35 protein-coding genes are annotated in these 20,342 nt (G+C 44.8%); all 35 read left to right on the forward strand.

Annotated elements, in window-relative coordinates:
• Positions 1-59 precede the first annotated feature (59 nt).
• Entirely contained in the window at positions 60-1,250 is a 1,191-nt protein-coding gene (gene tuf / locus AC1DM9_RS31770; protein ID WP_076271433.1) for an elongation factor Tu, read from the forward strand.
• Positions 1,251-1,556: 306 nt separating this feature from the next.
• Positions 1,557-2,600: an ABC transporter substrate-binding protein gene (locus tag AC1DM9_RS31775; RefSeq protein ID WP_076271432.1), complete on the forward strand. Its 1,044-nt coding sequence runs from the start codon at positions 1,557-1,559 to the stop codon at positions 2,598-2,600.
• A gap of 98 nt (positions 2,601-2,698) precedes the next feature.
• The gene (locus AC1DM9_RS31780) at positions 2,699-3,613 is read left to right on the forward strand and encodes an ABC transporter permease (RefSeq protein ID WP_477584002.1); all 915 of its coding nucleotides are present in this window, start codon (positions 2,699-2,701) and stop codon (positions 3,611-3,613) included.
• Positions 3,613-4,407, forward strand: a complete 795-nt coding sequence (locus AC1DM9_RS31785) for an ABC transporter ATP-binding protein (RefSeq protein ID WP_076271430.1) — start codon at positions 3,613-3,615, stop codon at positions 4,405-4,407. Before AC1DM9_RS31780 ends, AC1DM9_RS31785 begins: the two co-directional genes overlap by 1 nt.
• 551 nt (positions 4,408-4,958) lie before the next feature.
• A complete protein-coding gene (gene rpsJ / locus AC1DM9_RS31790; RefSeq protein WP_017692074.1) occupies positions 4,959-5,267 on the forward strand; it encodes a 30S ribosomal protein S10 in 309 nt (102 codons plus the stop codon).
• A gap of 41 nt (positions 5,268-5,308) precedes the next feature.
• Positions 5,309-5,932: a 50S ribosomal protein L3 gene (rplC, locus tag AC1DM9_RS31795; protein ID WP_076271429.1), complete on the forward strand. Its 624-nt coding sequence runs from the start codon at positions 5,309-5,311 to the stop codon at positions 5,930-5,932.
• A gap of 28 nt (positions 5,933-5,960) precedes the next feature.
• Positions 5,961-6,584, forward strand: a complete 624-nt coding sequence (gene rplD / locus AC1DM9_RS31800) for a 50S ribosomal protein L4 (protein ID WP_053373899.1) — start codon at positions 5,961-5,963, stop codon at positions 6,582-6,584.
• On the forward strand, positions 6,584-6,877 hold the full coding sequence (gene rplW / locus AC1DM9_RS31805) for a 50S ribosomal protein L23 (RefSeq protein ID WP_054025324.1): 294 nt from the start codon (positions 6,584-6,586) through the stop codon (positions 6,875-6,877). The genes rplD and rplW overlap by 1 nt, the downstream gene beginning before the upstream one ends.
• Before the next feature lie 17 nt (positions 6,878-6,894).
• On the forward strand, positions 6,895-7,725 hold the full coding sequence (rplB, locus tag AC1DM9_RS31810; protein WP_076271428.1) for a 50S ribosomal protein L2: 831 nt from the start codon (positions 6,895-6,897) through the stop codon (positions 7,723-7,725).
• Positions 7,726-7,792: 67 nt separating this feature from the next.
• A complete protein-coding gene (gene rpsS / locus AC1DM9_RS31815; RefSeq protein ID WP_053373902.1) occupies positions 7,793-8,074 on the forward strand; it encodes a 30S ribosomal protein S19 in 282 nt (93 codons plus the stop codon).
• Positions 8,075-8,117: 43 nt separating this feature from the next.
• Entirely contained in the window at positions 8,118-8,453 is a 336-nt protein-coding gene (rplV, locus tag AC1DM9_RS31820) for a 50S ribosomal protein L22 (protein WP_076271427.1), read from the forward strand.
• A gap of 13 nt (positions 8,454-8,466) precedes the next feature.
• A complete protein-coding gene (rpsC, locus tag AC1DM9_RS31825) occupies positions 8,467-9,129 on the forward strand; it encodes a 30S ribosomal protein S3 (RefSeq protein WP_054025321.1) in 663 nt (220 codons plus the stop codon).
• 2 nt (positions 9,130-9,131) lie between these two features.
• On the forward strand, positions 9,132-9,566 hold the full coding sequence (gene rplP, locus AC1DM9_RS31830; protein ID WP_028609647.1) for a 50S ribosomal protein L16: 435 nt from the start codon (positions 9,132-9,134) through the stop codon (positions 9,564-9,566).
• Positions 9,556-9,756 carry a 50S ribosomal protein L29 gene (gene rpmC / locus AC1DM9_RS31835; protein WP_053373905.1) on the forward strand — a complete coding sequence of 67 codons (201 nt, stop codon included), beginning with the start codon at positions 9,556-9,558 and terminating at the stop codon, positions 9,754-9,756. The genes rplP and rpmC overlap by 11 nt, the downstream gene beginning before the upstream one ends.
• Positions 9,757-9,806: 50 nt before the next feature.
• Positions 9,807-10,070 (forward strand): 30S ribosomal protein S17, encoded by a 264-nt coding sequence (gene rpsQ / locus AC1DM9_RS31840; RefSeq protein ID WP_076271426.1) that lies wholly within the window; start codon positions 9,807-9,809, stop codon positions 10,068-10,070.
• Positions 10,071-10,117: 47 nt separating this feature from the next.
• Positions 10,118-10,486 (forward strand): 50S ribosomal protein L14, encoded by a 369-nt coding sequence (rplN, locus tag AC1DM9_RS31845; protein ID WP_076271425.1) that lies wholly within the window; start codon positions 10,118-10,120, stop codon positions 10,484-10,486.
• 46 nt (positions 10,487-10,532) lie between these two features.
• Positions 10,533-10,886, forward strand: coding sequence for a 50S ribosomal protein L24 (gene rplX / locus AC1DM9_RS31850; RefSeq protein ID WP_076271424.1), 354 nt, complete (start codon positions 10,533-10,535; stop codon positions 10,884-10,886).
• Between the two features lie 31 nt (positions 10,887-10,917).
• A complete protein-coding gene (gene rplE, locus AC1DM9_RS31855) occupies positions 10,918-11,460 on the forward strand; it encodes a 50S ribosomal protein L5 (RefSeq protein ID WP_053373908.1) in 543 nt (180 codons plus the stop codon).
• Between the two features lie 26 nt (positions 11,461-11,486).
• Complete coding sequence (locus AC1DM9_RS31860; protein WP_054025317.1) at positions 11,487-11,672, forward strand: type Z 30S ribosomal protein S14; 186 nt, start codon at positions 11,487-11,489, stop codon at positions 11,670-11,672.
• A 30-nt stretch (positions 11,673-11,702) separates the two neighbouring features.
• The gene (rpsH, locus tag AC1DM9_RS31865) at positions 11,703-12,101 is read left to right on the forward strand and encodes a 30S ribosomal protein S8 (RefSeq protein ID WP_053373909.1); all 399 of its coding nucleotides are present in this window, start codon (positions 11,703-11,705) and stop codon (positions 12,099-12,101) included.
• 31 nt (positions 12,102-12,132) lie between these two features.
• Entirely contained in the window at positions 12,133-12,675 is a 543-nt protein-coding gene (gene rplF / locus AC1DM9_RS31870; RefSeq protein WP_076271423.1) for a 50S ribosomal protein L6, read from the forward strand.
• A 60-nt stretch (positions 12,676-12,735) separates the two neighbouring features.
• Positions 12,736-13,104, forward strand: a complete 369-nt coding sequence (rplR, locus tag AC1DM9_RS31875; RefSeq protein ID WP_054025315.1) for a 50S ribosomal protein L18 — start codon at positions 12,736-12,738, stop codon at positions 13,102-13,104.
• A gap of 30 nt (positions 13,105-13,134) precedes the next feature.
• Positions 13,135-13,632 (forward strand): 30S ribosomal protein S5, encoded by a 498-nt coding sequence (gene rpsE, locus AC1DM9_RS31880; protein WP_054025314.1) that lies wholly within the window; start codon positions 13,135-13,137, stop codon positions 13,630-13,632.
• A gap of 13 nt (positions 13,633-13,645) precedes the next feature.
• On the forward strand, positions 13,646-13,831 hold the full coding sequence (gene rpmD / locus AC1DM9_RS31885; RefSeq protein ID WP_076271422.1) for a 50S ribosomal protein L30: 186 nt from the start codon (positions 13,646-13,648) through the stop codon (positions 13,829-13,831).
• 39 nt (positions 13,832-13,870) lie between these two features.
• Entirely contained in the window at positions 13,871-14,311 is a 441-nt protein-coding gene (gene rplO / locus AC1DM9_RS31890) for a 50S ribosomal protein L15 (protein WP_053373914.1), read from the forward strand.
• Positions 14,312-15,613 carry a preprotein translocase subunit SecY gene (gene secY / locus AC1DM9_RS31895; RefSeq protein ID WP_076271421.1) on the forward strand — a complete coding sequence of 434 codons (1,302 nt, stop codon included), beginning with the start codon at positions 14,312-14,314 and terminating at the stop codon, positions 15,611-15,613.
• A gap of 91 nt (positions 15,614-15,704) precedes the next feature.
• Positions 15,705-16,355, forward strand: coding sequence for an adenylate kinase (locus tag AC1DM9_RS31900; protein WP_076271420.1), 651 nt, complete (start codon positions 15,705-15,707; stop codon positions 16,353-16,355).
• Positions 16,355-17,113: a type I methionyl aminopeptidase gene (gene map / locus AC1DM9_RS31905; protein WP_339205286.1), complete on the forward strand. Its 759-nt coding sequence runs from the start codon at positions 16,355-16,357 to the stop codon at positions 17,111-17,113. The genes AC1DM9_RS31900 and map overlap by 1 nt, the downstream gene beginning before the upstream one ends.
• A gap of 7 nt (positions 17,114-17,120) precedes the next feature.
• The gene (locus AC1DM9_RS31910) at positions 17,121-17,402 is read left to right on the forward strand and encodes a KOW domain-containing RNA-binding protein (protein WP_144376900.1); all 282 of its coding nucleotides are present in this window, start codon (positions 17,121-17,123) and stop codon (positions 17,400-17,402) included.
• Between the two features lie 3 nt (positions 17,403-17,405).
• Positions 17,406-17,621: a translation initiation factor IF-1 gene (gene infA / locus AC1DM9_RS31915; RefSeq protein ID WP_053373919.1), complete on the forward strand. Its 216-nt coding sequence runs from the start codon at positions 17,406-17,408 to the stop codon at positions 17,619-17,621.
• A 44-nt stretch (positions 17,622-17,665) separates the two neighbouring features.
• On the forward strand, positions 17,666-17,779 hold the full coding sequence (gene rpmJ, locus AC1DM9_RS31920) for a 50S ribosomal protein L36 (protein ID WP_003333770.1): 114 nt from the start codon (positions 17,666-17,668) through the stop codon (positions 17,777-17,779).
• A gap of 19 nt (positions 17,780-17,798) precedes the next feature.
• Complete coding sequence (rpsM, locus tag AC1DM9_RS31925; protein WP_054025308.1) at positions 17,799-18,167, forward strand: 30S ribosomal protein S13; 369 nt, start codon at positions 17,799-17,801, stop codon at positions 18,165-18,167.
• A gap of 19 nt (positions 18,168-18,186) precedes the next feature.
• Positions 18,187-18,582: a 30S ribosomal protein S11 gene (gene rpsK / locus AC1DM9_RS31930; protein ID WP_054025307.1), complete on the forward strand. Its 396-nt coding sequence runs from the start codon at positions 18,187-18,189 to the stop codon at positions 18,580-18,582.
• Positions 18,583-18,708: 126 nt separating this feature from the next.
• Entirely contained in the window at positions 18,709-19,653 is a 945-nt protein-coding gene (locus AC1DM9_RS31935; protein ID WP_053373922.1) for a DNA-directed RNA polymerase subunit alpha, read from the forward strand.
• A 44-nt stretch (positions 19,654-19,697) separates the two neighbouring features.
• Positions 19,698-20,063 carry a 50S ribosomal protein L17 gene (gene rplQ / locus AC1DM9_RS31940; protein WP_076271417.1) on the forward strand — a complete coding sequence of 122 codons (366 nt, stop codon included), beginning with the start codon at positions 19,698-19,700 and terminating at the stop codon, positions 20,061-20,063.
• The last annotated feature ends 279 nt before the right edge of the window (positions 20,064-20,342 follow it).

The following is a 20,342-nucleotide window of genomic DNA, read 5'->3' on the forward strand; positions in this document are numbered from 1 at the left end:
AAGCCAAATGTCGGCCACACATAAAAAATATGATGTTAAATTGAGGAGGCTCAAGTTCAATGGCTAAGGCAAAATTTGAACGTAACAAACCGCACGTTAATATCGGTACTATCGGTCACGTCGATCACGGTAAAACGACTTTGACTGCAGCTATCACAACTGTACTTTCCAAAAAATACGGCGGTGCAGCAATCGCATTCGACCAAATCGATAAAGCTCCAGAAGAGCGCGAGCGTGGTATCACGATCTCGACAGCTCACGTTGAGTATGAGACGCCTGCTCGTCACTACGCACACGTTGACTGCCCAGGTCACGCCGACTATGTAAAAAACATGATCACTGGTGCTGCTCAAATGGACGGAGCTATTCTTGTAGTTTCCGCTACTGACGGTCCTATGCCACAAACTCGTGAGCACATCTTGCTTTCGAAACAAGTAGGCGTACCTTACATCGTTGTATTCTTGAACAAATGCGACATGGTTGAAGACGAAGAACTTCTTGAACTAGTTGAAATGGAAGTTCGTGACCTTCTTTCTGAGTATGAGTTCCCAGGCGACGACACTCCAATCATCCGTGGTGCAGCTCGTGAAGCACTTGCTAACCCAGATGGTCCTTGGGCTGAAAAGATCATCGAGCTTTTCGAGCAAGTGGATACTTATATCCCTACTCCTGAGCGCGATACTGCTAAGCCTTTCCTTATGCCTGTCGAGGACGTATTCACAATCACTGGCCGTGGTACTGTTGCTACAGGTCGTGTTGAGCGTGGCGTTATCAAAGTTGGCGACGAGATCGAAATTATCGGTCTTGCTGAAGAATCCCGTAAGTCCGTAGTAACAGGCGTTGAAATGTTCCGTAAATTGCTTGACTCCGCTCAAGCTGGTGACAACGTAGGTGCTTTGCTTCGTGGTGTAGACCGCAGCAACATCGAGCGTGGTCAAGTTTTGGCTAAACCGGGTTCGGTTAAACCACACACTAACTTCACTGCTCAAATCTACGTTCTAACTAAAGAAGAGGGTGGCCGTCACAAGCCTTTCTTCACTGGTTACCGTCCACAGTTCTACTTCCGTACAACTGACGTAACGGGTATCATCAACTTGCCAGAAGGTACTGAAATGGTTATGCCTGGCGACAACATCACTGTAACGGTTGAGCTTATCGCTCCAATCGCTGTTGAAGAGGGAACTCGTTTCTCTATTCGTGAAGGCGGCCGTACTGTAGGCGCTGGCGCTGTAGCTTCTATCCAAAAATAATTCATTGCGGCTTAGCCGCTATGAATGACAAAAGCCCTCACTTCGGTGAGGGCTTTTTATTTTTCTATGTAAAACGGTCAATAGGGCTTCTTACTTAATTTTACAAATAACTATTCATTGACTGTATGCCGTAAGCCCATTTAATATTAAGGAATAGTAGGTAGAGCTTGTCCTTCACTTATTAATTGAAGTCATTACGCACAGACATAGGCTTTAATGATAGAAAGCGATAATGCTTTGCTGTACATGTTTTTTTGCAAACGGCTTCAATACAAGAGAATTTATATGATGAGAGGGGTTTGAAGAATGAACAGAAAATTTTTACTTAGCTTGGTATTAGCTTCAGTTATGGTAGTAACTGCAGCATGTGGTGCAAACTCAGGTAAAGCAGGCACAGAGAACGAAGGAAATAAATCGGGTTCAGGCAACAGTGAGAAACAGTATACGATCGCGATCTCACAAATTGTTGAGCACCCATCATTGGATGCAACGCGCGAAGGCTTTATTGCAGCACTAAAAGATGGTGGATTTGAAGAAGGCAAAAATCTTAAAATCGACTTCAATAATGCGCAAGGTGAGCAAGCGAATATTGCTACAATTGCACAAAAGATTAAATCAAGTAAAAGTGACCTTGCATTAGGAATTGCAACTCCGACTGCACAAAGCTTGGCTGATGAAGTCAAGGACATCCCTGTATTATTCGCTGCAGTTACAGATCCTATTGATGCAGGAATCGTTACACAATTGAAAGCTCCAGGAGGAAATGTTACTGGTGCTTCTGATACGAATCCAGATGCCATTAAACAAACGATGGATTTTATCGCAGCTCAATTTCCTAATGTAAAAAATGTGGGCCTTGTTATTAATGAAGGAGAACCAAATGCGGTTGTAATGGGCGACATTGCTGAAAAGGCACTTGCTGAACATGGCATTAAGCTCGTTAAAGCTTCAGTTGCGAACTCTTCAGATGTTAAACAAGCGGCAGAATCACTAGTTGGTCGTGTAGAAGCTATCTACATCACTTTGGATAATATGGTTGTAAGCGGCGTTGATGCTATTATTGAAGTGGCTAATAAAAATGATATTCCTTTCTTCTCTGCTGACCGTGATACGGTTGAAAAAGGTGCTTTTGCGGCAGTAGGCTTCAAATATTATGATCATGGTTATGAAGTTGGTCAAATGGCAGTTGAGATTTTGAAAAATGGCAAAAAACCAGCAGACATGGATGTTACAGTGCCACAGAAGCTTGACTTCATTTTCAACTTGAAAGCAGCAGCTGAGCAAGGCATTACCGTTACTGACGAGATGAAAGCATTCGTTAAAGATCAAGCAAACAACATTATCGAGTAAATTTAAATTCATTTGCTAAAAATAACAGGCTCATAAGTTCAAAAGGGGTGACCGGGCTACTCGTTCACCCCCTTGTTATGAAAAAGGAGGTATGTCATATGCTCGTATCAATGCAGGGAGCTATAGAGAGTGGATTATTGTATGCGCTTATGGCACTTGGAGTATATATAACGTTTCGAATTCTTGATTTTCCGGATTTGACGGTAGATGGCAGCTTTACTACAGGTGCAGCTATCGGTACCGTTATGACGGTTAATGGAACAGCTCCATGGATTGCTGTATTATGTGCATTTGCAGGTGGGGCTATAGCGGGTACATGTACAGGCTTACTCCATACAAAGGGTAAAATAAACGGACTATTGTCAGGCATTATTATGATGATAGCACTCTATTCAATCAATTTAAGGATTTTGGGAAAACCAAACGTTTCCTTAAGGGGACAGGAAAATCTATTTAGTAATGTATCCACATTAGTTGTTATGATCATTTTTGTCGTTGTGGTTAAGTTGGTTCTCGATCTATTTTTCCGTACGGATCTCGGATTGAGCCTTCGCGCAACTGGGGATAACTCTCGCATGATTCGCAGCTTTGGTGCAAATACAGATGTTACGACGATTTTTGGCGTGGCTTTGTCGAATTCACTAGTTGCCACTTCAGGTGCATTAGTCGCACATTATAATAAATATGCGGATAATAGCATGGGTATTGGTATGATCGTTATTGGTCTTGCATCCGTTATTATTGGTGAAGCGATATTCGGATCCCGCACAATCTTTAGAGCAACTTTGGCTGTTATACTTGGTTCGATTATTTATCGAATTATTTATGCATTTGCACTGCGTGTTGAATGGTTGGATGCTTCTGATATGAAGCTTATTACAGCAGTAATCATCATTTTTGCATTGATCATACCTACGATAAGAAGAACATGGAAGCAAAAGAATATAGCCAAAAGACGAACGGCAGAAATGCTGGCATCCTTGGATAATATTCAACCTGGAGGTGGACGCTAATGTTGGAGATCGCTAAAGTGTCCAAGCTGTTTAATCCTGGTACCGTTGATGAGAAGACAGCGCTCGTAGGTGCCAATCTTATTATGAAGCCAGGCGATTTTATTACGGTTATCGGTAGTAACGGAGCAGGCAAATCTACATTAATGAACATTATATCCGGCGTGATGAAGCCGGACGCGGGCGAAGTGCGAATTGACGGCAACAATATAAGTCATCTATCGGAATATGAGCGCAGCCGCTGGATTGGCCGAGTATTTCAGGATCCGATGGCAGGAACAGCGCCACGTATGTCCATTGAAGAAAATTTGGCGATAGCTTATGCACGTGGAAAGTCACGTGGTTTTTCATTTGGCGTAACACGCGCAAAACGTGCCATTTTTAAGAAAGAGCTGCAGCGCCTCGGTATAGGTCTCGAAAATCGACTTGGCGCAAAGGTGGGTTTATTGTCAGGTGGAGAACGCCAAGCGTTAAGCCTATTGATGGCTACCTTTACAAGACCGCAAATCTTATTGCTTGATGAACATACGGCAGCGCTTGATCCTTCAAGAGCGGAGCTCATTACGACTTTAACGGAAAACCTAGTTCGTGAGATGAATTTGACTACGCTTATGGTTACTCATAATATGGAGCAGGCTATACGCCTAGGCAATCGACTTATTATGATGGACAAAGGCCGGATTATACTTGATGTACCAGAAGAACGCAAAAAGGATCTTACCGTACAACAACTGCTAGGTGAGTTTGAGTTGATAAGCGGAAAGAAACTTGCGGATGATCGTATCGTACTTGGTTAGGGCGTTTTAACTCTGAATATGAAGTGTTGGATGGAGAGTGTGCAGCTCTGTTAGAAAAGTCATAGCTGCCTGCACCTTCTAAACAAGTAGAATCAGAGCCTGCGGATACTTCACTTCAACTCTGTTATTATAGAAGGAAAACACGCAGCGACATGTGGTCGCTGCGTGTTTTTTTTGTAAATGTGAAGGTTGGCGTTATTTGGTGGTGTATTTTCATCGGGATGATGTATATAATCAGATAGCGCCCATTAAGTCCGTTATTATAATGATAGTGTTCTAAATACTTGTAATAAGGGACATAATGGGCGAATGTAAGGATAGATTGCAATGCAATATTGACGATCTTTCCGCAGTTGTATGACGCTATAAAGAAAGAAGAAACTTTATGTTGCATTTGCCTATTAGATTCGGTATAATATTGACTGTTGGTCTGACGTTGCGATGATGTGAGAGGTTGCCGACACACCCGGCCCCTTTGCCATGGGGCATGTGCAGGGTTTTCTCACGGAGTATGTCCGATAATAAATTGGGCGAAAGAAGGAGGGACTTATATGGCAAAGCAAAAGATTCGTATCCGCTTGAAAGCATACGATCACAGGATTCTTGATCAATCCGCAGAGAAAATCGTTGAAACTGCAAAACGTTCCGGTGCAGGCGTATCCGGGCCGATTCCGTTGCCAACGGAAAAGCAAATCATCACCATTCTCCGTGCGGTACACAAGTACAAGGATTCTAGGGAGCAATTCGAACAACGCACTCATAAGCGTTTGATCGACATTGTAAACCCAACGCCGCAAACGGTTGATGCGTTGATGCGCCTGGATTTACCATCCGGTGTAGATATCGAAATCAAACTGTAATATCAGCATATGCGATTATAGAAAGGAAATGAGGTGTCAACATGAAAGGTATCTTAGGAAAAAAACTTGGTATGACTCAAGTGTTTACTGCTGAAGGTAATGTCGTTCCTGTAACGGTTATCGAAGCTGGACCTTGCGTAGTACTTCAAAAGAAAGACCAAGAAAACGATGGCTACGAAGCAGTTCAATTCGGTTTCTCCGATAAGAAGGAGAGCAGATCGAACAAGCCAGAAGCTGGTCACGCTAAAAAAGCTAACACAACACCTAAGCGCTACGTTCGTGAAATTCGCGGAATTAATCTAGGTGATTATGAAGTTGGCCAAGAAGTTAAAGCTGACCTATTCACAGAAGGCGAATTCGTTGACGTAACAGGTATTTCAAAAGGTAAAGGCTTTGCCGGCGTTATCAAACGTTGGGGACAAAGCACGGGTCCTATGTCTCACGGTTCCCGTTACCACCGTGGACCAGGTTCGATGGGTTCTATCCAAGCGAACCGTGTACCGAAAGGCAAACGCCTTCCAGGACATATGGGTCACGAAACAATTACGATTCAAAAACTTGAAGTTATCCGTGTAGATGTAGAACGTAACGTTCTTCTAATAAAAGGTTCGATTCCGGGCCCGAAAAACGGATTCGTAAAAGTTAAGCAAACTGTTAAGAAATAATTGATCTTAAAGAAAGGAGGAACAGGAAATGCCAAAAGTAACAGTATATAACGTGAGTGGCGCGCAAGTGGGCGAACTTGAACTGGCTGAAACGGTTTTCGGAATTCAACCAAATGTTCACGTTTTGCACAGTGCTGTTGTTAATCAACAAGCATCTGAACGCTTCGGCAATCACAAAACTAAAGGACGCTCCGAAGTACGTGGTGGCGGTCGTAAACCTTGGAAACAAAAAGGTACTGGCCGTGCTCGTCAAGGTAGTATTCGCTCCCCGCAATGGGTTGGCGGCGGTGTGGTTTTCGGACCTACTCCACGCTCTTATGGCTTCAAACTTCCTAAGAAAGTTCGTCGTCTAGCGATTAAATCAGCATTGTCTTCGAAAGTGATTGCAAACGAGATTATCGTTTTGGATCAACTGACATTTGCAGCTCCTAAGACGAAAGAATTCGCAGCAATTCTAAGCAACCTTAAAGTTGGCCGCAAAGCTCTTGTAGTAACGGCTAATTATGAAGATAACGTAGCATTGTCTGCTCGTAACATCCCAGGTGTGAAGTTCGTTGCAGCTGACGGCATCAATGTTCTGGATGTTTTGGTGCATGACAACCTTATCATCACTAAAGAAGCAGTAGAGAAAGTACAGGAGGTGCTTGCGTAATGAAAAATCCACGCGATATTATCAAGCGCCCGGTTATCACGGAACGTACGAGCGATTACATGGTTGATAAAAAGTATGTTTTCGAAGTTGATCTTCGTTCAAACAAAACTGAAATCAAACTTGCGATTGAATCAATCTTTAAAGTAAAAGTAACCGGCGTTAACACAATGCGTGTTGCGGGTAAACCGAAACGTTATGGTAAACATAGCGGATACAGACCGGATTGGAAAAAAGCCATCGTTCAATTGAGCGCTGATAGCAAAGAACTTGAATTCTTTGAAACGTCTGTTTAGAAAAGGAGGAAATCAAAGTGCCTATTAAAAAGTACAAACCGACCTCTCCTGCACGTCGTAACATGTCGGTCTCGACTTTCGAAGAGATCACGACAAGTACACCGGAGAAATCGTTGCTTGCTCCACTTTTCAAAAAAGCTGGACGCAACAACCAAGGTAAAATTACGGTTCGTCACCATGGCGGCGGACACAAACGTAAATACCGTATCATCGACTTCAAACGTACTAAAGACGGTATCGTTGGTAACGTAGCTACGATCGAGTATGATCCAAACCGTTCTTCCAACATCGCTTTGATCCATTATGTTGATGGTGCAAAAGCATATATCATCGCTCCTAAAGGTTTGAAAGTTGGAGATCAAGTGGTATCTGGAGTAGGCTCTGATATTAAACCCGGCAATGCAATGCCGCTTGTTAATATCCCTGTCGGTACAGTTATCCACAACATCGAATTGAAACCAGGCAAAGGCGGACAACTTGTTCGTGCAGCTGGTACTAGTGCTCAACTTCTTGGTAAAGAAGAAAACTATGTATCCGTTCGTTTGTCTTCAGGTGAAGTTCGTCGTATCTTGAACACTTGCCGTGCAACAATTGGTTCTGTTGGTAACGAAGATCACGAACTCGTGAAAATCGGTAAAGCCGGCCGTAACCGTTGGTTAGGCAATCGTCCTACTGTACGTGGTGTTGTCATGAACCCTAACGATCACCCACACGGTGGTGGTGAAGGCCGTGCTCCAATCGGACGTAAATCTCCGTTGTCACCATGGGGTAAACCAACTCTTGGTTACAAAACACGTAAGAAGAAAAAAGCATCAAGCCAATACATTATTCGTCGTCGCACGAAATAATAGCTGCTTGATAAAAACCGCGTGATACGAAAGTATCGCTACCGCTTATTTGAAGGGAGGAACACAAATGGGTCGCAGTTTAAAGAAAGGTCCGTTTATTGACGGATACCTGCTTAAAAAAGTCGAGGTATTGAACGAAGCTGAGAAAAAGGTCGTTATCAAAACCTGGTCCCGCCGCTCGACCATTTTCCCACAATTCATAGGTCACACGTTTGCGGTATATGACGGACGCAAGCACGTGCCTGTATATGTAACGGAAGATATGGTTGGACACAAGCTTGGTGAATTTGCACCAACTCGTACGTATAAAGGCCATGCCGGTGAAGACAAAAAAACGGGCAGACGTTAATTTGCCCTTAAACATCTCTAACTGAACGAGAGGAGGTTCCTACATGCCAGAAGCTAAAGCGCACGCTAAATATATTCGTATTGCACCTCGTAAAGCACAGCTTGTTGCGGATTTGATTCGCGGTAAACAAGTTGGCGAAGCAATCGCGATTTTGCGTCACACGCCTAAGTCTGCATCCCCAATTTTGGAGAAGCTGTTGAACTCTGCGATTGCTAACGCTGAGCATAACTACCAGCTTGACGTGAACAAATTGGTTATCTCGCAAGCCTTTGTTAACCAAGGGCCAACGATGAAACGTTTCCGTCCACGTGCGATGGGTCGCGCAAGCCGGATCAATAAAAGAACCAGCCACATTACCTTGGTGGTATCTGAAAAATAAGGAGGGAATACGTGTGGGTCAAAAGGTAAATCCAATAGGCTTCCGGGTCGGTGTTATCCGTGATTGGGAGTCCAAATGGTTCGCTGGCAAAGATTTCGGCGATCTTCTTATGGAAGACGTTAAAATCCGTGAATATTTGAAAAACAAGCTGAAAGACGCAGCAGTTTCTCACATCGAGATCGAACGTGCAGCTAACCGCGTGAACGTTACGATTCAAACCGCAAAACCAGGTATGGTTATTGGTAAAGGCGGTTCTGAGGTAGAAAACCTACGTACTGAGCTTGGTAAAATTTCTAAAGGCAAAAAAGTTCACATCAACATTTCTGAAATCAAACATGCAGATCTTGACGCTATTCTTGTAGCTGAAAGCATTGCACAACAACTTGAGCGTCGTGTATCTTTCCGTCGCGCATTGAAGCAAGCAATTCAACGCTCCATGCGTTCAGGTGCTAAAGGGATCAAAACCGCAGTTAGCGGTCGTCTCGGTGGCGCGGAAATCGCACGTTCGGAAGGCTACAGCGAAGGAACAGTACCACTTCATACACTACGTGCAGATATCGATTATGGCACGGCTGAAGCGGCTACAACATACGGCCGTATCGGCGTTAAAGTATGGATCTATCGCGGCGAAGTCCTTCCGATTAAGAAGAAAGCTCCCCAGGAAGGAGGCAACTAATCATGTTGGTACCTAAACGTGTCAAACACCGCAAACAACAACGCGGTCATATGAAGGGTCGCGCTAAAGGCGGCACTACAGTAGCATTCGGTGAATTCGGTCTACAAGCTCTAGAACCATCATGGATCACAAACCGTCAGATTGAAGCGGCTCGTATCGCTATGACTCGCTACATCAAACGTGGCGGTAAAGTTTGGATCAAGATTTTCCCTGCAAAACCTATTACTCAAAAGCCTCTTGAAGTGCGTATGGGTAGTGGTAAAGGTAACGTTGAGAAATGGGTAGCCGTAGTTAAACCAGGTAAAATCCTGTTTGAACTTGCTGGTGTATCCGAAGAAACCGCTCGTGAAGCGATGCGTCTTGCGGCTCATAAATTGCCAATCAAGACTAAATTCGTGAAGCGTGAAGAAGTGGGTGGTGAAGCAAATGAAAGCTAGTGAATTTAGAAACCTAACCTCTGCTGAGCTTGAACAACAGGTCGCTGGTTTTAAAGAAGAGCTTTTCAATCTTCGTTTCCAACTGGCTACTGGCCAATTGGATAACCCGACTCGGATCCGTGATGTGCGTAAAGGAATCGCTCGTGCTAAAACGATTTTGCGTGAAAGAGAACTCGGAATTAGCAGCTAGTAAATCCCTTACATGAATGCATAATCATGGCTGAAGGAAGGAGGAAGAACATGAGCGAACGCAATGCCCGCAAAGTGTTAATTGGCAAAGTGGTAAGCGACAAGATGGATAAAACAATCGTAGTTGCTATTGAAACATATAAAAAACACGAATTGTACCATAAACGCATTAAAGTTACGAAAAAATTTAAGGCGCACGATGAAAATAACCAAGCGAAGATTGGCGACATCGTGAAAATCATGGAGACTCGTCCGCTATCGAAAGATAAGCGCTTCAGACTTGTGGAAGTTGTTGAAGTTGCTGTTATTATCTAATGAGCGTATGCAGTATCTGAGCATTTTTCCGAAAGGAGGACGTTGAAATGATTCAACCATTTTCGCGCTTAGCGGTTGCTGACAACTCTGGCGCAAAACAATTGATGTGTATCCGTGTACTTGGTGGAACGGGACGTCGCGTTGGACACATCGGCGATTTGATCGTTTGCTCAGTAAAACAAGCAACACCAGGCGGCGTTGTCAAAAAGGGTGACGTTGTTAAAGCGGTTATCGTTCGTACAAAACGTTCGGTTCGTCGTAAAGACGGTTCGTACATCGCATTTGACGAAAACGCAGCTGTTATCGTTAAAGAAGACAAAAGCCCACGTGGCACACGTATCTTTGGACCAGTTGCCCGTGAACTTCGCGATAGAGATTTCATGAAAATCGTATCGCTTGCTCCAGAAGTAATCTAACAACCTATATAAGCTTGAAAGCACAAGCGTGCAGGAGGTGTAACTCATGCCAAGGCTGAAAAAAGTACTCGAATCCCATAACAACAAATTGCACGTGAAAAAAGACGATACGGTTATCGTAATTACCGGTAAAGATAAAGGTAAGAAGGGCCGCGTTATCGCTGCATACCCGCGTGAAAATCGCGTTCTTGTAGAAGGTGTAAATACTGTTAAGAAACATACTCGTCCATCACAAGCTAACCCACAGGGCGGTATTATCGAACAAGAAGCACCAATTCACGTATCAAACGTTATGCATATCGATCCGAAGAGCGGTAAAGTAACACGTATCGGATACAAAGTGCTCGACAACGGCAAGAAAGTTCGGATCGCGAAACGTTCCGGAGAAGTAATCGACTAATCGTTACGGTAGGAAAGGAGGTCCATGATCAATGGCAGCAAGATTGAAAGGTCGTTTCTTAAACGAAATAACTCCTGCTCTTATGCAGAAGTTCAACTATACGTCTGTTATGCAAGTGCCGAAAATTGAGAAGGTAGTTATCAACATGGGGGTAGGCGAAGCGGTTTCCAATTCGAAAATCCTTGATGTAGCTGTTGAAGAACTACGTATCATTTCCGGTCAAAAACCAGTCGTTACTCGTGCGAAGAAGTCTATTGCAGGCTTTAAGCTTCGTGAGAACATGCCAATCGGGGTTAAAGTTACTTTGCGCGGTGAGCGTATGTACCATTTCCTTGATAAACTGTTCAACATTTCTCTTCCGCGTGTACGTGACTTCCGCGGTGTATCAAACAAAGCTTTTGATGGCCGCGGTAACTATACGCTTGGTTTGAAAGAGCAATTGATATTCCCAGAGATCGAGTACGACAAAGTCGATAAAGTGCGCGGTATGGACATCGTCATCGTCACGACGGCAAAAACGGACGAAGAATCTCGTGAACTGCTGACCCAAATGGGCATGCCGTTTACGAAGTAATCCACTTTTAGGAGGTGTAATACCCAGTGGCAAAAACTTCGATGAAAGTGAAGCAACAACGCACACCGAAATTTAAAGTGCGCGCGTATACGCGCTGTGAGCGTTGCGGCCGTCCGCATTCTGTTTTGCAAAAGTTTAAAGTTTGCCGGATTTGTTTCCGTGAGTTAGCACATAAGGGCCAGATTCCTGGCGTTAAAAAAGCAAGCTGGTAATCAGCCTAGTTTGGGAAGGAGGTTAACACAATGGTTATGTCTGATCCGGTTGCAGATATGTTGACGCGTATTCGTAACGCGAATGTCGTTCGTCACGAGACCGTGGAAATGCCCGCTTCGAAAATGAAGAAGCAAATCGCTGAGATTTTGAAGCGCGAGGGTTTTATCCGCGACGCTGAATATATCGAAGACAACAAACAAGGGATTATCCGTATTTTCTTGAAATACGGCCCTAACCAAGAACGCGTTATTACTGGCTTGAAACGTATTTCAAAACCAGGCCTTCGCGTTTATACACAATCAACTGAAATCCCTCGTGTACTCGGTGGACTTGGAATTGCAATTATTTCCACTTCCAAAGGGATTATGACTGATAAAGAAGCTCGCCAAGTTAAATCTGGCGGCGAAGTAGTTTGCTACGTTTGGTAAGTAACAAGTCACAAAGATAGGAGGTGTAACAATGTCCCGTATTGGTCGCAAACCAATCCAAGTGCCTAACGGCGTAACAATCAGCTTGGACAACACAGTTATTACTGTAAAAGGACCGAAAGGCTCACTTTCCCGTGAAATTCACAAAGATATGGTTGTGAATGTAACTGAAACTGAAATCCTAGTAGAACGTCCTTCCGATAATAAATTGCATCGCTCGTTGCACGGAACAACTCGCAGCATCATCGCTAACATGGTGAGCGGCGTTACTGAAGGCTTCTCCAAAAACTTGGAGCTAGTTGGCGTAGGTTACCGTGCAAGCAAAACTGGAGACAAAATCACACTTAACGTTGGTTACTCTCACCCAGTTGAGATCACTCCAGATAGCGGCATCGAGTTCGACGTTCCTGCGAACACTAAGATTACTGTTCGTGGTATCGATAAAGAACTAGTTGGCGCAACTGCAGCGAAAATTCGTTCCGTACGTGAACCAGAACCGTATAAAGGTAAAGGTATCAAGTATGAAGGCGAACGCATCATCCGCAAAGAAGGTAAAGCTGGTAAGAAAAAATAAGCAAACGGTTCGTTTGCTTAAGATAGCGTCTTAAGGCTGAAAGAAAGGAGTGAACTTTGTATGATTACGAAAGGCGACAAAAACAAGGCTCGTCTGAAAAGACACCTTCGTGTTCGTAAAAAAATTAACGGTACAGCTGCACGTCCGCGTCTATCTGTATTCCGTTCCTCCAAGCATATGTATGCTCAATTAATCGACGATGTTTCAGGAGTAACAATCGTTTCTGCATCCACACAGGATAAAGAATTGACTGAAGCAATTGGCAACGGTGGTAACATCGATGCAGCTAGCAAAGTCGGAGAATTGATTGCGAAACGCGCTCAAGCTAAGGGTGTAACCCAAGTAGTATTTGATCGCGGCGGTTACTTGTATCACGGCAGAATTCAGGCACTTGCTACAGCAGCTCGTGAAGCTGGCCTAGAATTCTAATCGACTTTATTTATAAGGAGGTTAAACGACTTGCGTGTAGATCCAAATACGTTAGAACTGACTGAAAAAGTTGTTAATATCAATCGCGTATCTAAAGTTGTAAAAGGCGGACGCCGTTTCAGCTTTAGTGCACTAGTAGTAGTCGGCGACGGTAAAGGCTACGTTGGCGCAGGGATCGGTAAAGCAGGCGAAGTACCTGATGCAATCCGCAAAGGTATTGAAGATGCTAAGAAAAACCTGATCCACGTACCAATCGTTGGCACGACTATTCCCCATCTTGTACTCGGACATTTCGGTGCAGGTGAAGTTCTTTTGAAGCCAGCTTCAGAAGGTACTGGCGTTATCGCTGGCGGCCCAGTTCGTGCAGTTCTTGAACTTGCTGGTGTCGGCGACATCTTGACGAAATCGCTAGGTTCTTCGAACTCCATGAATATGGTTAATGCAACGCTTGAAGGTCTTTCCCGTCTTAAACGCGTGGAAGAAGTTGCTAAGCTTCGTGGAAAAACAGTCGAAGAGCTGTTACGCTAAGGAGGGAAATAAGATGGCAAAATTGCAAATCACCCTCGTTCGCAGTTTAATCGGTCGCAACGAGAAACAACGTGCAACGGTTGAGTCTTTCGGTCTTAAGAAGATTCGTCAAGCAGTTGTTTTGAACGATAGCCCAGCTGTCCGCGGCATGGTTAACACTGTTAGTCACTTGGTAAAAGTTGAAGAAGTACAAGAATAGATAGCTGTTCTAAGAATTAAATAAGGAGGTGCACGAACGATGAAATTGCATGAGCTAGCACCAGCACCGGGCTCAACCCAAGCGCCAAAGCGCAAAGGTCGCGGTATCGGTTCCGGTAACGGTAAAACCGCCGGTAAAGGTCACAAAGGTCAAAACGCTCGTTCCGGCGGCGGCGTTCGTCCTGGTTTCGAGGGCGGACAAAATCCTTTGTATCGTCGAGTGCCGAAACGCGGATTTAACAACCCGTTCCGCAAAGAGTACGCAATTGTCAACATTGAAGAGCTAAATGCTTTTGCAGCAGGTACTGAAGTCACTCCAGAAGTTCTCATCGAGACTGGGATCGTTAAGAACCCGCTCGCAGGAATCAAAATTTTGGGTAATGGTGAAGTTAGCGTTACACTTACTGTTAAAGCAAACAAGTTCTCTCAATCTGCGGTAGAGAAAATCCAGGCTGCCGGCGGTAAAACCGAGGTGATCTAATTGTTCAAGACCGTGTCCAATATTTGGAAAGTGGCGGATCTTCGTACAAGGATCCTCTTCACCCTTTTCATCCTATTAATATACCGCATCGGTGCTTTTATTCCGGTACCTGATGTAAACAAAGATGTGTTTAAGCAAGTTAATACAGCCGGTTCGGAACTGTTCGGCTTGCTTAACACGTTTTCCGGCGGTGCTTTGTTCCAATTCTCTATCTTTGCAATCGGAATTACCCCATATATTACAGCGTCGATTATCGTACAGTTGTTGTCTATGGATGTTATCCCGAAATTTGCTGAGTGGGCAAAGGAAGGCGAGAACGGTAAACGTAAGCTCGCACAAATCACTCGTTATGGTACGATTGTTCTTGGTATGATCCAAGGTTTCGCAACAGCGATCGGCTTTAACCGTCAATACGGTTATGAAATGATCGTTGGCGCAACATTCGTTGATTACTTGCTTATCGCTATTATCTTGACAGCAGGTACTGCTTTCTTGATGTGGCTGGGTGAGCAAATTACGGAAAAAGGAATCGGAAATGGTATTTCCATTCTTATCTTTGCAGCAATCGCAGCTGGTATTCCTGGACACATTCGTACGATCGTCGAAGATCAGTTCGTAGGTGCTCAAGACCAACTGTTCCTGAACATTATCAAAATGGTACTGATTCTGATTGCGATTATCGCAATCATCGTCGGTGTTATATTCGTACAGCAAGGTATTCGTAAAATTCCTGTTCAATACGCAAAACGTGTTGTTGGACGGAAAATGTACGGCGGACAATCGACGCACATTCCGATGAAAGTGAACGGCGCAGGCGTTATTCCGGTCATTTTCGCGGTTTCACTCATCATGTTCCCGGTTACGATTGCTCAGTTTTGGTCCACTCAGGGTTGGGCAGACTGGATTATTAAGAATATGAGCTATGACCAGCCGCTTGGTATGGTATTGTACGTATTGTTAATCATCGGGTTTACCTTCTTCTACACTTTCGTTCAGATTAATCCGGTTCAAATGGCCGATCAAATGAAGAAAAATGGCGGATATATTCCAGGTATTCGTCCAGGAAAGCCAACTTCGTCTTACCTAACACGCGTTATGTCGCGTATTACGTTGACAGGTGCAATTTTCTTGGCGGTTATCTCAATCATTCCGGTATTCTTCGGGACACTTGCTGGATTACCTAAGTCAGTGCAGCTAGGTGGTACTTCATTACTAATCGTTATCGGTGTTGCACTTGATACGATGAAGCAAATCGAGAGCCAGTTGATCAAACGCCATTACAAAGGGTTTATCAATAAATAACAATAGGTTCTGACCGGGCTTCCGCGTTCGTCAACAGGCGCTCTGCGGCAGCCCGCCCGAGCCTATTGTGCTTAAAGCGAGGAACTCAGCAATGAACATTTTATTCATGGGCCCTCCGGGTGCCGGTAAAGGTACACAAGCTGAACGGATCGTAGAAGAGTTCGGTATTCCCCACATTTCCACTGGTGATGCATTCCGCCTCGCTATGAAACAAGGAACCGCACTTGGAATCAAAGCGAAAGAGTATGTCGATCAAGGCTTGCTCGTTCCCGATGAGATCACGAACGGCATTGTAAAGGAAAGACTTGAACAAGCCGATTGCAAAAATGGATTCTTGCTCGACGGGTTTCCTCGCACACTGCAGCAAGCAGAAGCACTTGATGTTATGCTTGCGGAGCTCGGACGCAGTATTGACCATGTTGTAAATTTAAAAGTTGATCGCAGCTTGCTGCTTGCTCGTTTGACGGGCAGACGCATATCGAAAACGACTGGTACGACTTATCATGTAATCTTTAATCCACCTAAGGTCGAAGGTATCTGCGACAAAGACGGCGGAGAATTGTATCAGCGTTCTGATGATACAGAGGAAAAGGTCGGAACTCGTTTGGATGAGTATACATCCAAAACCGCACCTCTACTCGATTACTACAGTGCTAAAGGTCTCCTTCGCGAAGTCGACGGCGAGAAGGACATTGATGTTGTAACATCAGACATCGTTTCCTGCTTGCGAGGTTCATTGTAATGATTATATGCAAATCCGAATCGGAGCTGCGTTATATGAGGGAAGCAGGACGCATTGTTGCGGAAACGCATCGATTGATGGCGCAGGCTGTGAAACCAGGCATCACTACTCGTGAGCTTGACCAAATCGCTGAAACGTACATTAAGAGTCAAAATGCGATTCCTTCCTTCAAAGGTTACAATGGTTTCCCTTCCAGCATTTGTGCTTCTGTGAATGATGAGCTGGTGCACGGCTTCCCTGGGTCACGCAAGTTGAACGAAGGCGATATAATTAGTATCGATATCGGTGCGCAATTTGAAGGCTATCACGGAGATTCAGCTTGGACCTATGCGGTAGGAGCTGTAACCCCTGAAGTTCAGAAGTTGCTCGATGTGACGGAAGCATCGCTTTATGCGGGGCTTGCGCTCGTCAAACCGGATATTAGGCTATATACAATTTCGCATGCTATTCAAAAGGTAATTGAAGATGCAGGATTCTCCGTAGTACGGGAATACGTAGGGCACGGAATCGGCGCGGACCTCCATGAGGAACCACAAATACCGAACTACGGCATACCAGATCGCGGACCTCGTCTGAAGACCGGAATGGTGCTTGCAATCGAACCAATGGTTAATATCGGTGAACGATATGTCCGGACGCTCGAAGACAATTGGACGGTTGTAACGGAAGACGGCTCATGGTGTGCTCATTTCGAGCATACAGTAGCTGTTACAGAGGACGGCTTTGAAATATTGACCATTTTGCCGCAGCAACCATAGTATGACGATGGAAGCTCGTCCCCAGATTGGTCAGTTCGTCAAAGTACTTCGCGGTAAAGATGAGGAAAGCTATGCTGTTATCCTAGCAATCGTTGATGAGCGATTCGTCATGATTGCCGATGGCCATAAGCGCCGATTCGATGGACCGAAGAAAAAGAACGTTCTGCATCTCGAGTTACAGCCTGCAATTAGTTCTGAGGTTTCAAGCAGTATGCAAGAGACCGGCAGGGTGACCAACGCAAAGTTACGTTATGCAATTCAGAAGTATTTAAATGCGAAAGGAGAATGACGGTTGGCTAAGGAAGACATCATTGAGGTCGAAGGTACGGTTATTGAACCGTTGCCGAATGCCACGTTCAAGGTGGAGCTGGAGAACGGTCATCAAATTCTCGCACATGTTTCCGGTAAGCTCAGAATGCACTTTATTCGCATCCTGACAGGAGACAAGGTGGTTATACAGTTATCGCCTTATGATTTATCAAAAGGGCGCATCACCTATCGTAAATAGGCTCAATTTGGGGCTTATTACGAAAGATTCGGGAGGTAATCACAATGAAGGTTAGACCTTCGGTAAAGCCGATCTGCGAAAAATGCAAAGTCATTCGTCGCAAAGGCAACGTTATGGTGATTTGTGAAAATCCGAAACACAAACAAAAACAAGGATAGAAGGAGGGGAATATAGCCTATGGCACGTATAGCTGGTGTAGACTTGCCGCGTGACAAACGCGTCGAAATCGCCCTGACATACATTTTCGGTATCGGCAAAACAACGTCGCAAAAACTTTTGAATACAGCTGAAGTTAGCTACGACACTCGTGTTCGTGACTTGACAGAAGACGAACTTGCTCGCCTTCGCGAAGCAATTGATAAATCTGTTAAAGTAGAAGGCGACTTGCGTCGTGAAATTTCACTTAACATTAAACGTCTGACTGAAATCGGATGCTACCGTGGACTTCGTCACCGTCGCGGCTTGCCTGTTCGCGGTCAACGTACTAAGACAAATGCACGTACGCGTAAAGGTCCTCGTCGGACTGTAGCTAACAAGAAGAAATAAGAAGGGAGGATAATGGACAATGGCTAAACCAAAAAAAGTCGTTCGTACAAAACGCCGCGACCGGAAGAATATTGAGACTGGCGTTGCGCACATTCGCTCGACATTCAACAATACGATCGTTACGATCACGGATCCTCACGGCAATGCAATTTCATGGGCAAGCTCTGGCAACATGGGCTTCAGAGGCTCACGTAAGAGCACGCCTTTCGCAGCGCAAATGGCTGCTGAAACAGCTGCTAAAGCTGCGATGGAGCATGGCATGAGAACTGTCGAAGTGATGGTAAAAGGACCAGGCGCTGGCCGCGAAGCTGCGATTCGTTCGCTTCAAGCTGCTGGATTGGAAGTTAACCTCATTAAAGACGTAACACCAGTTCCTCATAACGGATGCCGTCCTCCGAAACGTCGTCGCGTATAGTTGGATCTGATGTGGTATCAAATATCAACAACTTGTGAATAATGGTTGTGAAGGTTTGGCATACTACAAGGTTTGACTTAAAATAACGTAAGCTAACGGAGCGACGTTTGAAGGAGGGTACTATTAGTGATTGAGATCGAAAAGCCGAAAATCGAAACCGTAGAACTGAATGATGAAGGAACTTACGGACGTTTCGTCGTCGAGCCGCTTGAACGCGGATATGGCACGACGCTTGGGAATTCGCTTCGCCGAATTTTGTTGTCGTCGTTGCCGGGTGCAGCAGTAACTTCGGTTCAAATCGATGGAGTGCTTCACGAGTTCTCTACGGTTCCCGGAGTGATTGAGGATGTTACCGAAATCATTCTGAACCTGAAGGGCCTCTCGTTGAAAATCCACTCCGATGAAGAAAAGGTGTTGGAAATCGACGCGGATGGCGAAGGGAATATTACAGCGGGCGACATTCGAGCAGACAGCGATGTCGAGATTTTAAGCCCTGATCTTCACATCGCAACCTTGGCCTCCGGCGCGCGGCTCCATATGCGGGTATTTGCTAATCGGGGACGCGGTTACGTGCAAGCGGATCGCAACAAGAAAGACGAACAACCGATTGGTGTAATTCCTGTAGATTCGATTTACACGCCAATTACTCGTGTAAATTATAGCGTTGAAAATACGCGTGTTGGTCAAGTAACTAACTACGACAAGCTAACGCTTGAAGTATGGACTGACGGTAGTATTAGACCGGAAGAGGCTGTGAGCCTCGGCGCTAAAATTTTGACCGAGCATTTGGACTTGTTCGTTGGATTGACCGATGAAGCCAAAGACGCTGAAATAATGGTTGAGAAGGAAGAAGATAAGAAAGAGAAAGTTCTAGAGATGACGATCGAGGAACTTGATCTTTCCGTCCGTTCTTACAACTGCTTGAAACGCGCTGGAATCAACACGGTTCAAGAGCTAATTACGAAATCCGAAGAGGATATGATGAAGGTCCGTAACCTGGGCCGTAAATCCCTTGAGGAAGTTCAAGAGAAGCTTGAAGAGCTTGGTTTGGGCCTTCGCATGGAAGAGTAGTAACCAACTAGTGAAGACTTAAGAGCAAGGGAGGGGAAAACAAGATGGCATATCAAAAATTAGGACGTGACGCTAGTGCACGGAAAGCTTTGTTCCGTGACCTCGTTACTGACTTGTTCCTTTATGAGCGTATTCAAACGACTGAAGCTAAAGCGAAAGAAGTTCGTTCAATCGCTGAGAAGCTGATCACTAAAGCTAAGCAAGGTGATCTTCATGCTCGTCGTCAAGTAGCTGCTTATGTTCGTCGCGAAACTGTCGATGGTACACAAGACGCTATTCAAAAGCTATTCTCCGATCTAGCACCTCGCTATGCGGAGCGTGCAGGCGGCTACACGCGTATTCTAAAACTAGGACCCCGTCGCGGCGATGCTGCGCCTATGGTTTACCTAGAATTGGTTGACCGCGCGTAGGTTACCTAATAAATGAAATGTATAAGCTTGTCCACAGCGTTAAACCTTGTCCAAGCTTTATACGCGAGCGGTAAACGGCTTGTGCCTGCCAACGTGGGGGATGAGCTGCCAACGCAATAAAATATAAGTAAGTATTAGGGTCTCCCTATACTTCTTATATTTTAATGAAAAGGGTGGACCCTTGCGGCCACCTTTTTTTGTTTGAAAAGAATGATTTGTTATTCATGCCAGGGGCAATAGATGAGCTTGTGTGATACCTACAGGTGTCCATAAGGCTTA

The organism is Paenibacillus sp. 01T431 (assembly GCF_056398625.1).

Bases quoted from the DNA above. Each gene is read 5' to 3' on its own strand.
- tuf (WP_076271433.1), top strand. From the start codon at position 60: ATGGCTAAGGCAAAATTTGAACGTAACAAACCGCACGTTAATATCGGT.
- AC1DM9_RS31775 (WP_076271432.1), top strand. From the start codon at position 1,557: ATGAACAGAAAATTTTTACTTAGCTTGGTATTAGCTTCAGTTATGGTA.
- AC1DM9_RS31780 (WP_477584002.1), top strand. From the start codon at position 2,699: ATGCTCGTATCAATGCAGGGAGCTATAGAGAGTGGATTATTGTATGCG.
- AC1DM9_RS31785 (WP_076271430.1), top strand. From the start codon at position 3,613: ATGTTGGAGATCGCTAAAGTGTCCAAGCTGTTTAATCCTGGTACCGTT.
- rpsJ (WP_017692074.1), top strand. From the start codon at position 4,959: ATGGCAAAGCAAAAGATTCGTATCCGCTTGAAAGCATACGATCACAGG.
- rplC (WP_076271429.1), top strand. From the start codon at position 5,309: ATGAAAGGTATCTTAGGAAAAAAACTTGGTATGACTCAAGTGTTTACT.
- rplD (WP_053373899.1), top strand. From the start codon at position 5,961: ATGCCAAAAGTAACAGTATATAACGTGAGTGGCGCGCAAGTGGGCGAA.
- rplW (WP_054025324.1), top strand. From the start codon at position 6,584: ATGAAAAATCCACGCGATATTATCAAGCGCCCGGTTATCACGGAACGT.
- rpsS (WP_053373902.1), top strand. From the start codon at position 7,793: ATGGGTCGCAGTTTAAAGAAAGGTCCGTTTATTGACGGATACCTGCTT.
- rplV (WP_076271427.1), top strand. From the start codon at position 8,118: ATGCCAGAAGCTAAAGCGCACGCTAAATATATTCGTATTGCACCTCGT.
- rplP (WP_028609647.1), top strand. From the start codon at position 9,132: ATGTTGGTACCTAAACGTGTCAAACACCGCAAACAACAACGCGGTCAT.
- rpmC (WP_053373905.1), top strand. From the start codon at position 9,556: ATGAAAGCTAGTGAATTTAGAAACCTAACCTCTGCTGAGCTTGAACAA.
- rpsQ (WP_076271426.1), top strand. From the start codon at position 9,807: ATGAGCGAACGCAATGCCCGCAAAGTGTTAATTGGCAAAGTGGTAAGC.
- rplN (WP_076271425.1), top strand. From the start codon at position 10,118: ATGATTCAACCATTTTCGCGCTTAGCGGTTGCTGACAACTCTGGCGCA.
- rplX (WP_076271424.1), top strand. From the start codon at position 10,533: ATGCCAAGGCTGAAAAAAGTACTCGAATCCCATAACAACAAATTGCAC.
- rplE (WP_053373908.1), top strand. From the start codon at position 10,918: ATGGCAGCAAGATTGAAAGGTCGTTTCTTAAACGAAATAACTCCTGCT.
- rpsH (WP_053373909.1), top strand. From the start codon at position 11,703: ATGGTTATGTCTGATCCGGTTGCAGATATGTTGACGCGTATTCGTAAC.
- rplF (WP_076271423.1), top strand. From the start codon at position 12,133: ATGTCCCGTATTGGTCGCAAACCAATCCAAGTGCCTAACGGCGTAACA.
- rplR (WP_054025315.1), top strand. From the start codon at position 12,736: ATGATTACGAAAGGCGACAAAAACAAGGCTCGTCTGAAAAGACACCTT.
- rpmD (WP_076271422.1), top strand. From the start codon at position 13,646: ATGGCAAAATTGCAAATCACCCTCGTTCGCAGTTTAATCGGTCGCAAC.
- rplO (WP_053373914.1), top strand. From the start codon at position 13,871: ATGAAATTGCATGAGCTAGCACCAGCACCGGGCTCAACCCAAGCGCCA.
- AC1DM9_RS31900 (WP_076271420.1), top strand. From the start codon at position 15,705: ATGAACATTTTATTCATGGGCCCTCCGGGTGCCGGTAAAGGTACACAA.
- map (WP_339205286.1), top strand. From the start codon at position 16,355: ATGATTATATGCAAATCCGAATCGGAGCTGCGTTATATGAGGGAAGCA.
- AC1DM9_RS31910 (WP_144376900.1), top strand. From the start codon at position 17,121: ATGGAAGCTCGTCCCCAGATTGGTCAGTTCGTCAAAGTACTTCGCGGT.
- rpmJ (WP_003333770.1), top strand. From the start codon at position 17,666: ATGAAGGTTAGACCTTCGGTAAAGCCGATCTGCGAAAAATGCAAAGTC.
- rpsM (WP_054025308.1), top strand. From the start codon at position 17,799: ATGGCACGTATAGCTGGTGTAGACTTGCCGCGTGACAAACGCGTCGAA.
- rpsK (WP_054025307.1), top strand. From the start codon at position 18,187: ATGGCTAAACCAAAAAAAGTCGTTCGTACAAAACGCCGCGACCGGAAG.
- rplQ (WP_076271417.1), top strand. From the start codon at position 19,698: ATGGCATATCAAAAATTAGGACGTGACGCTAGTGCACGGAAAGCTTTG.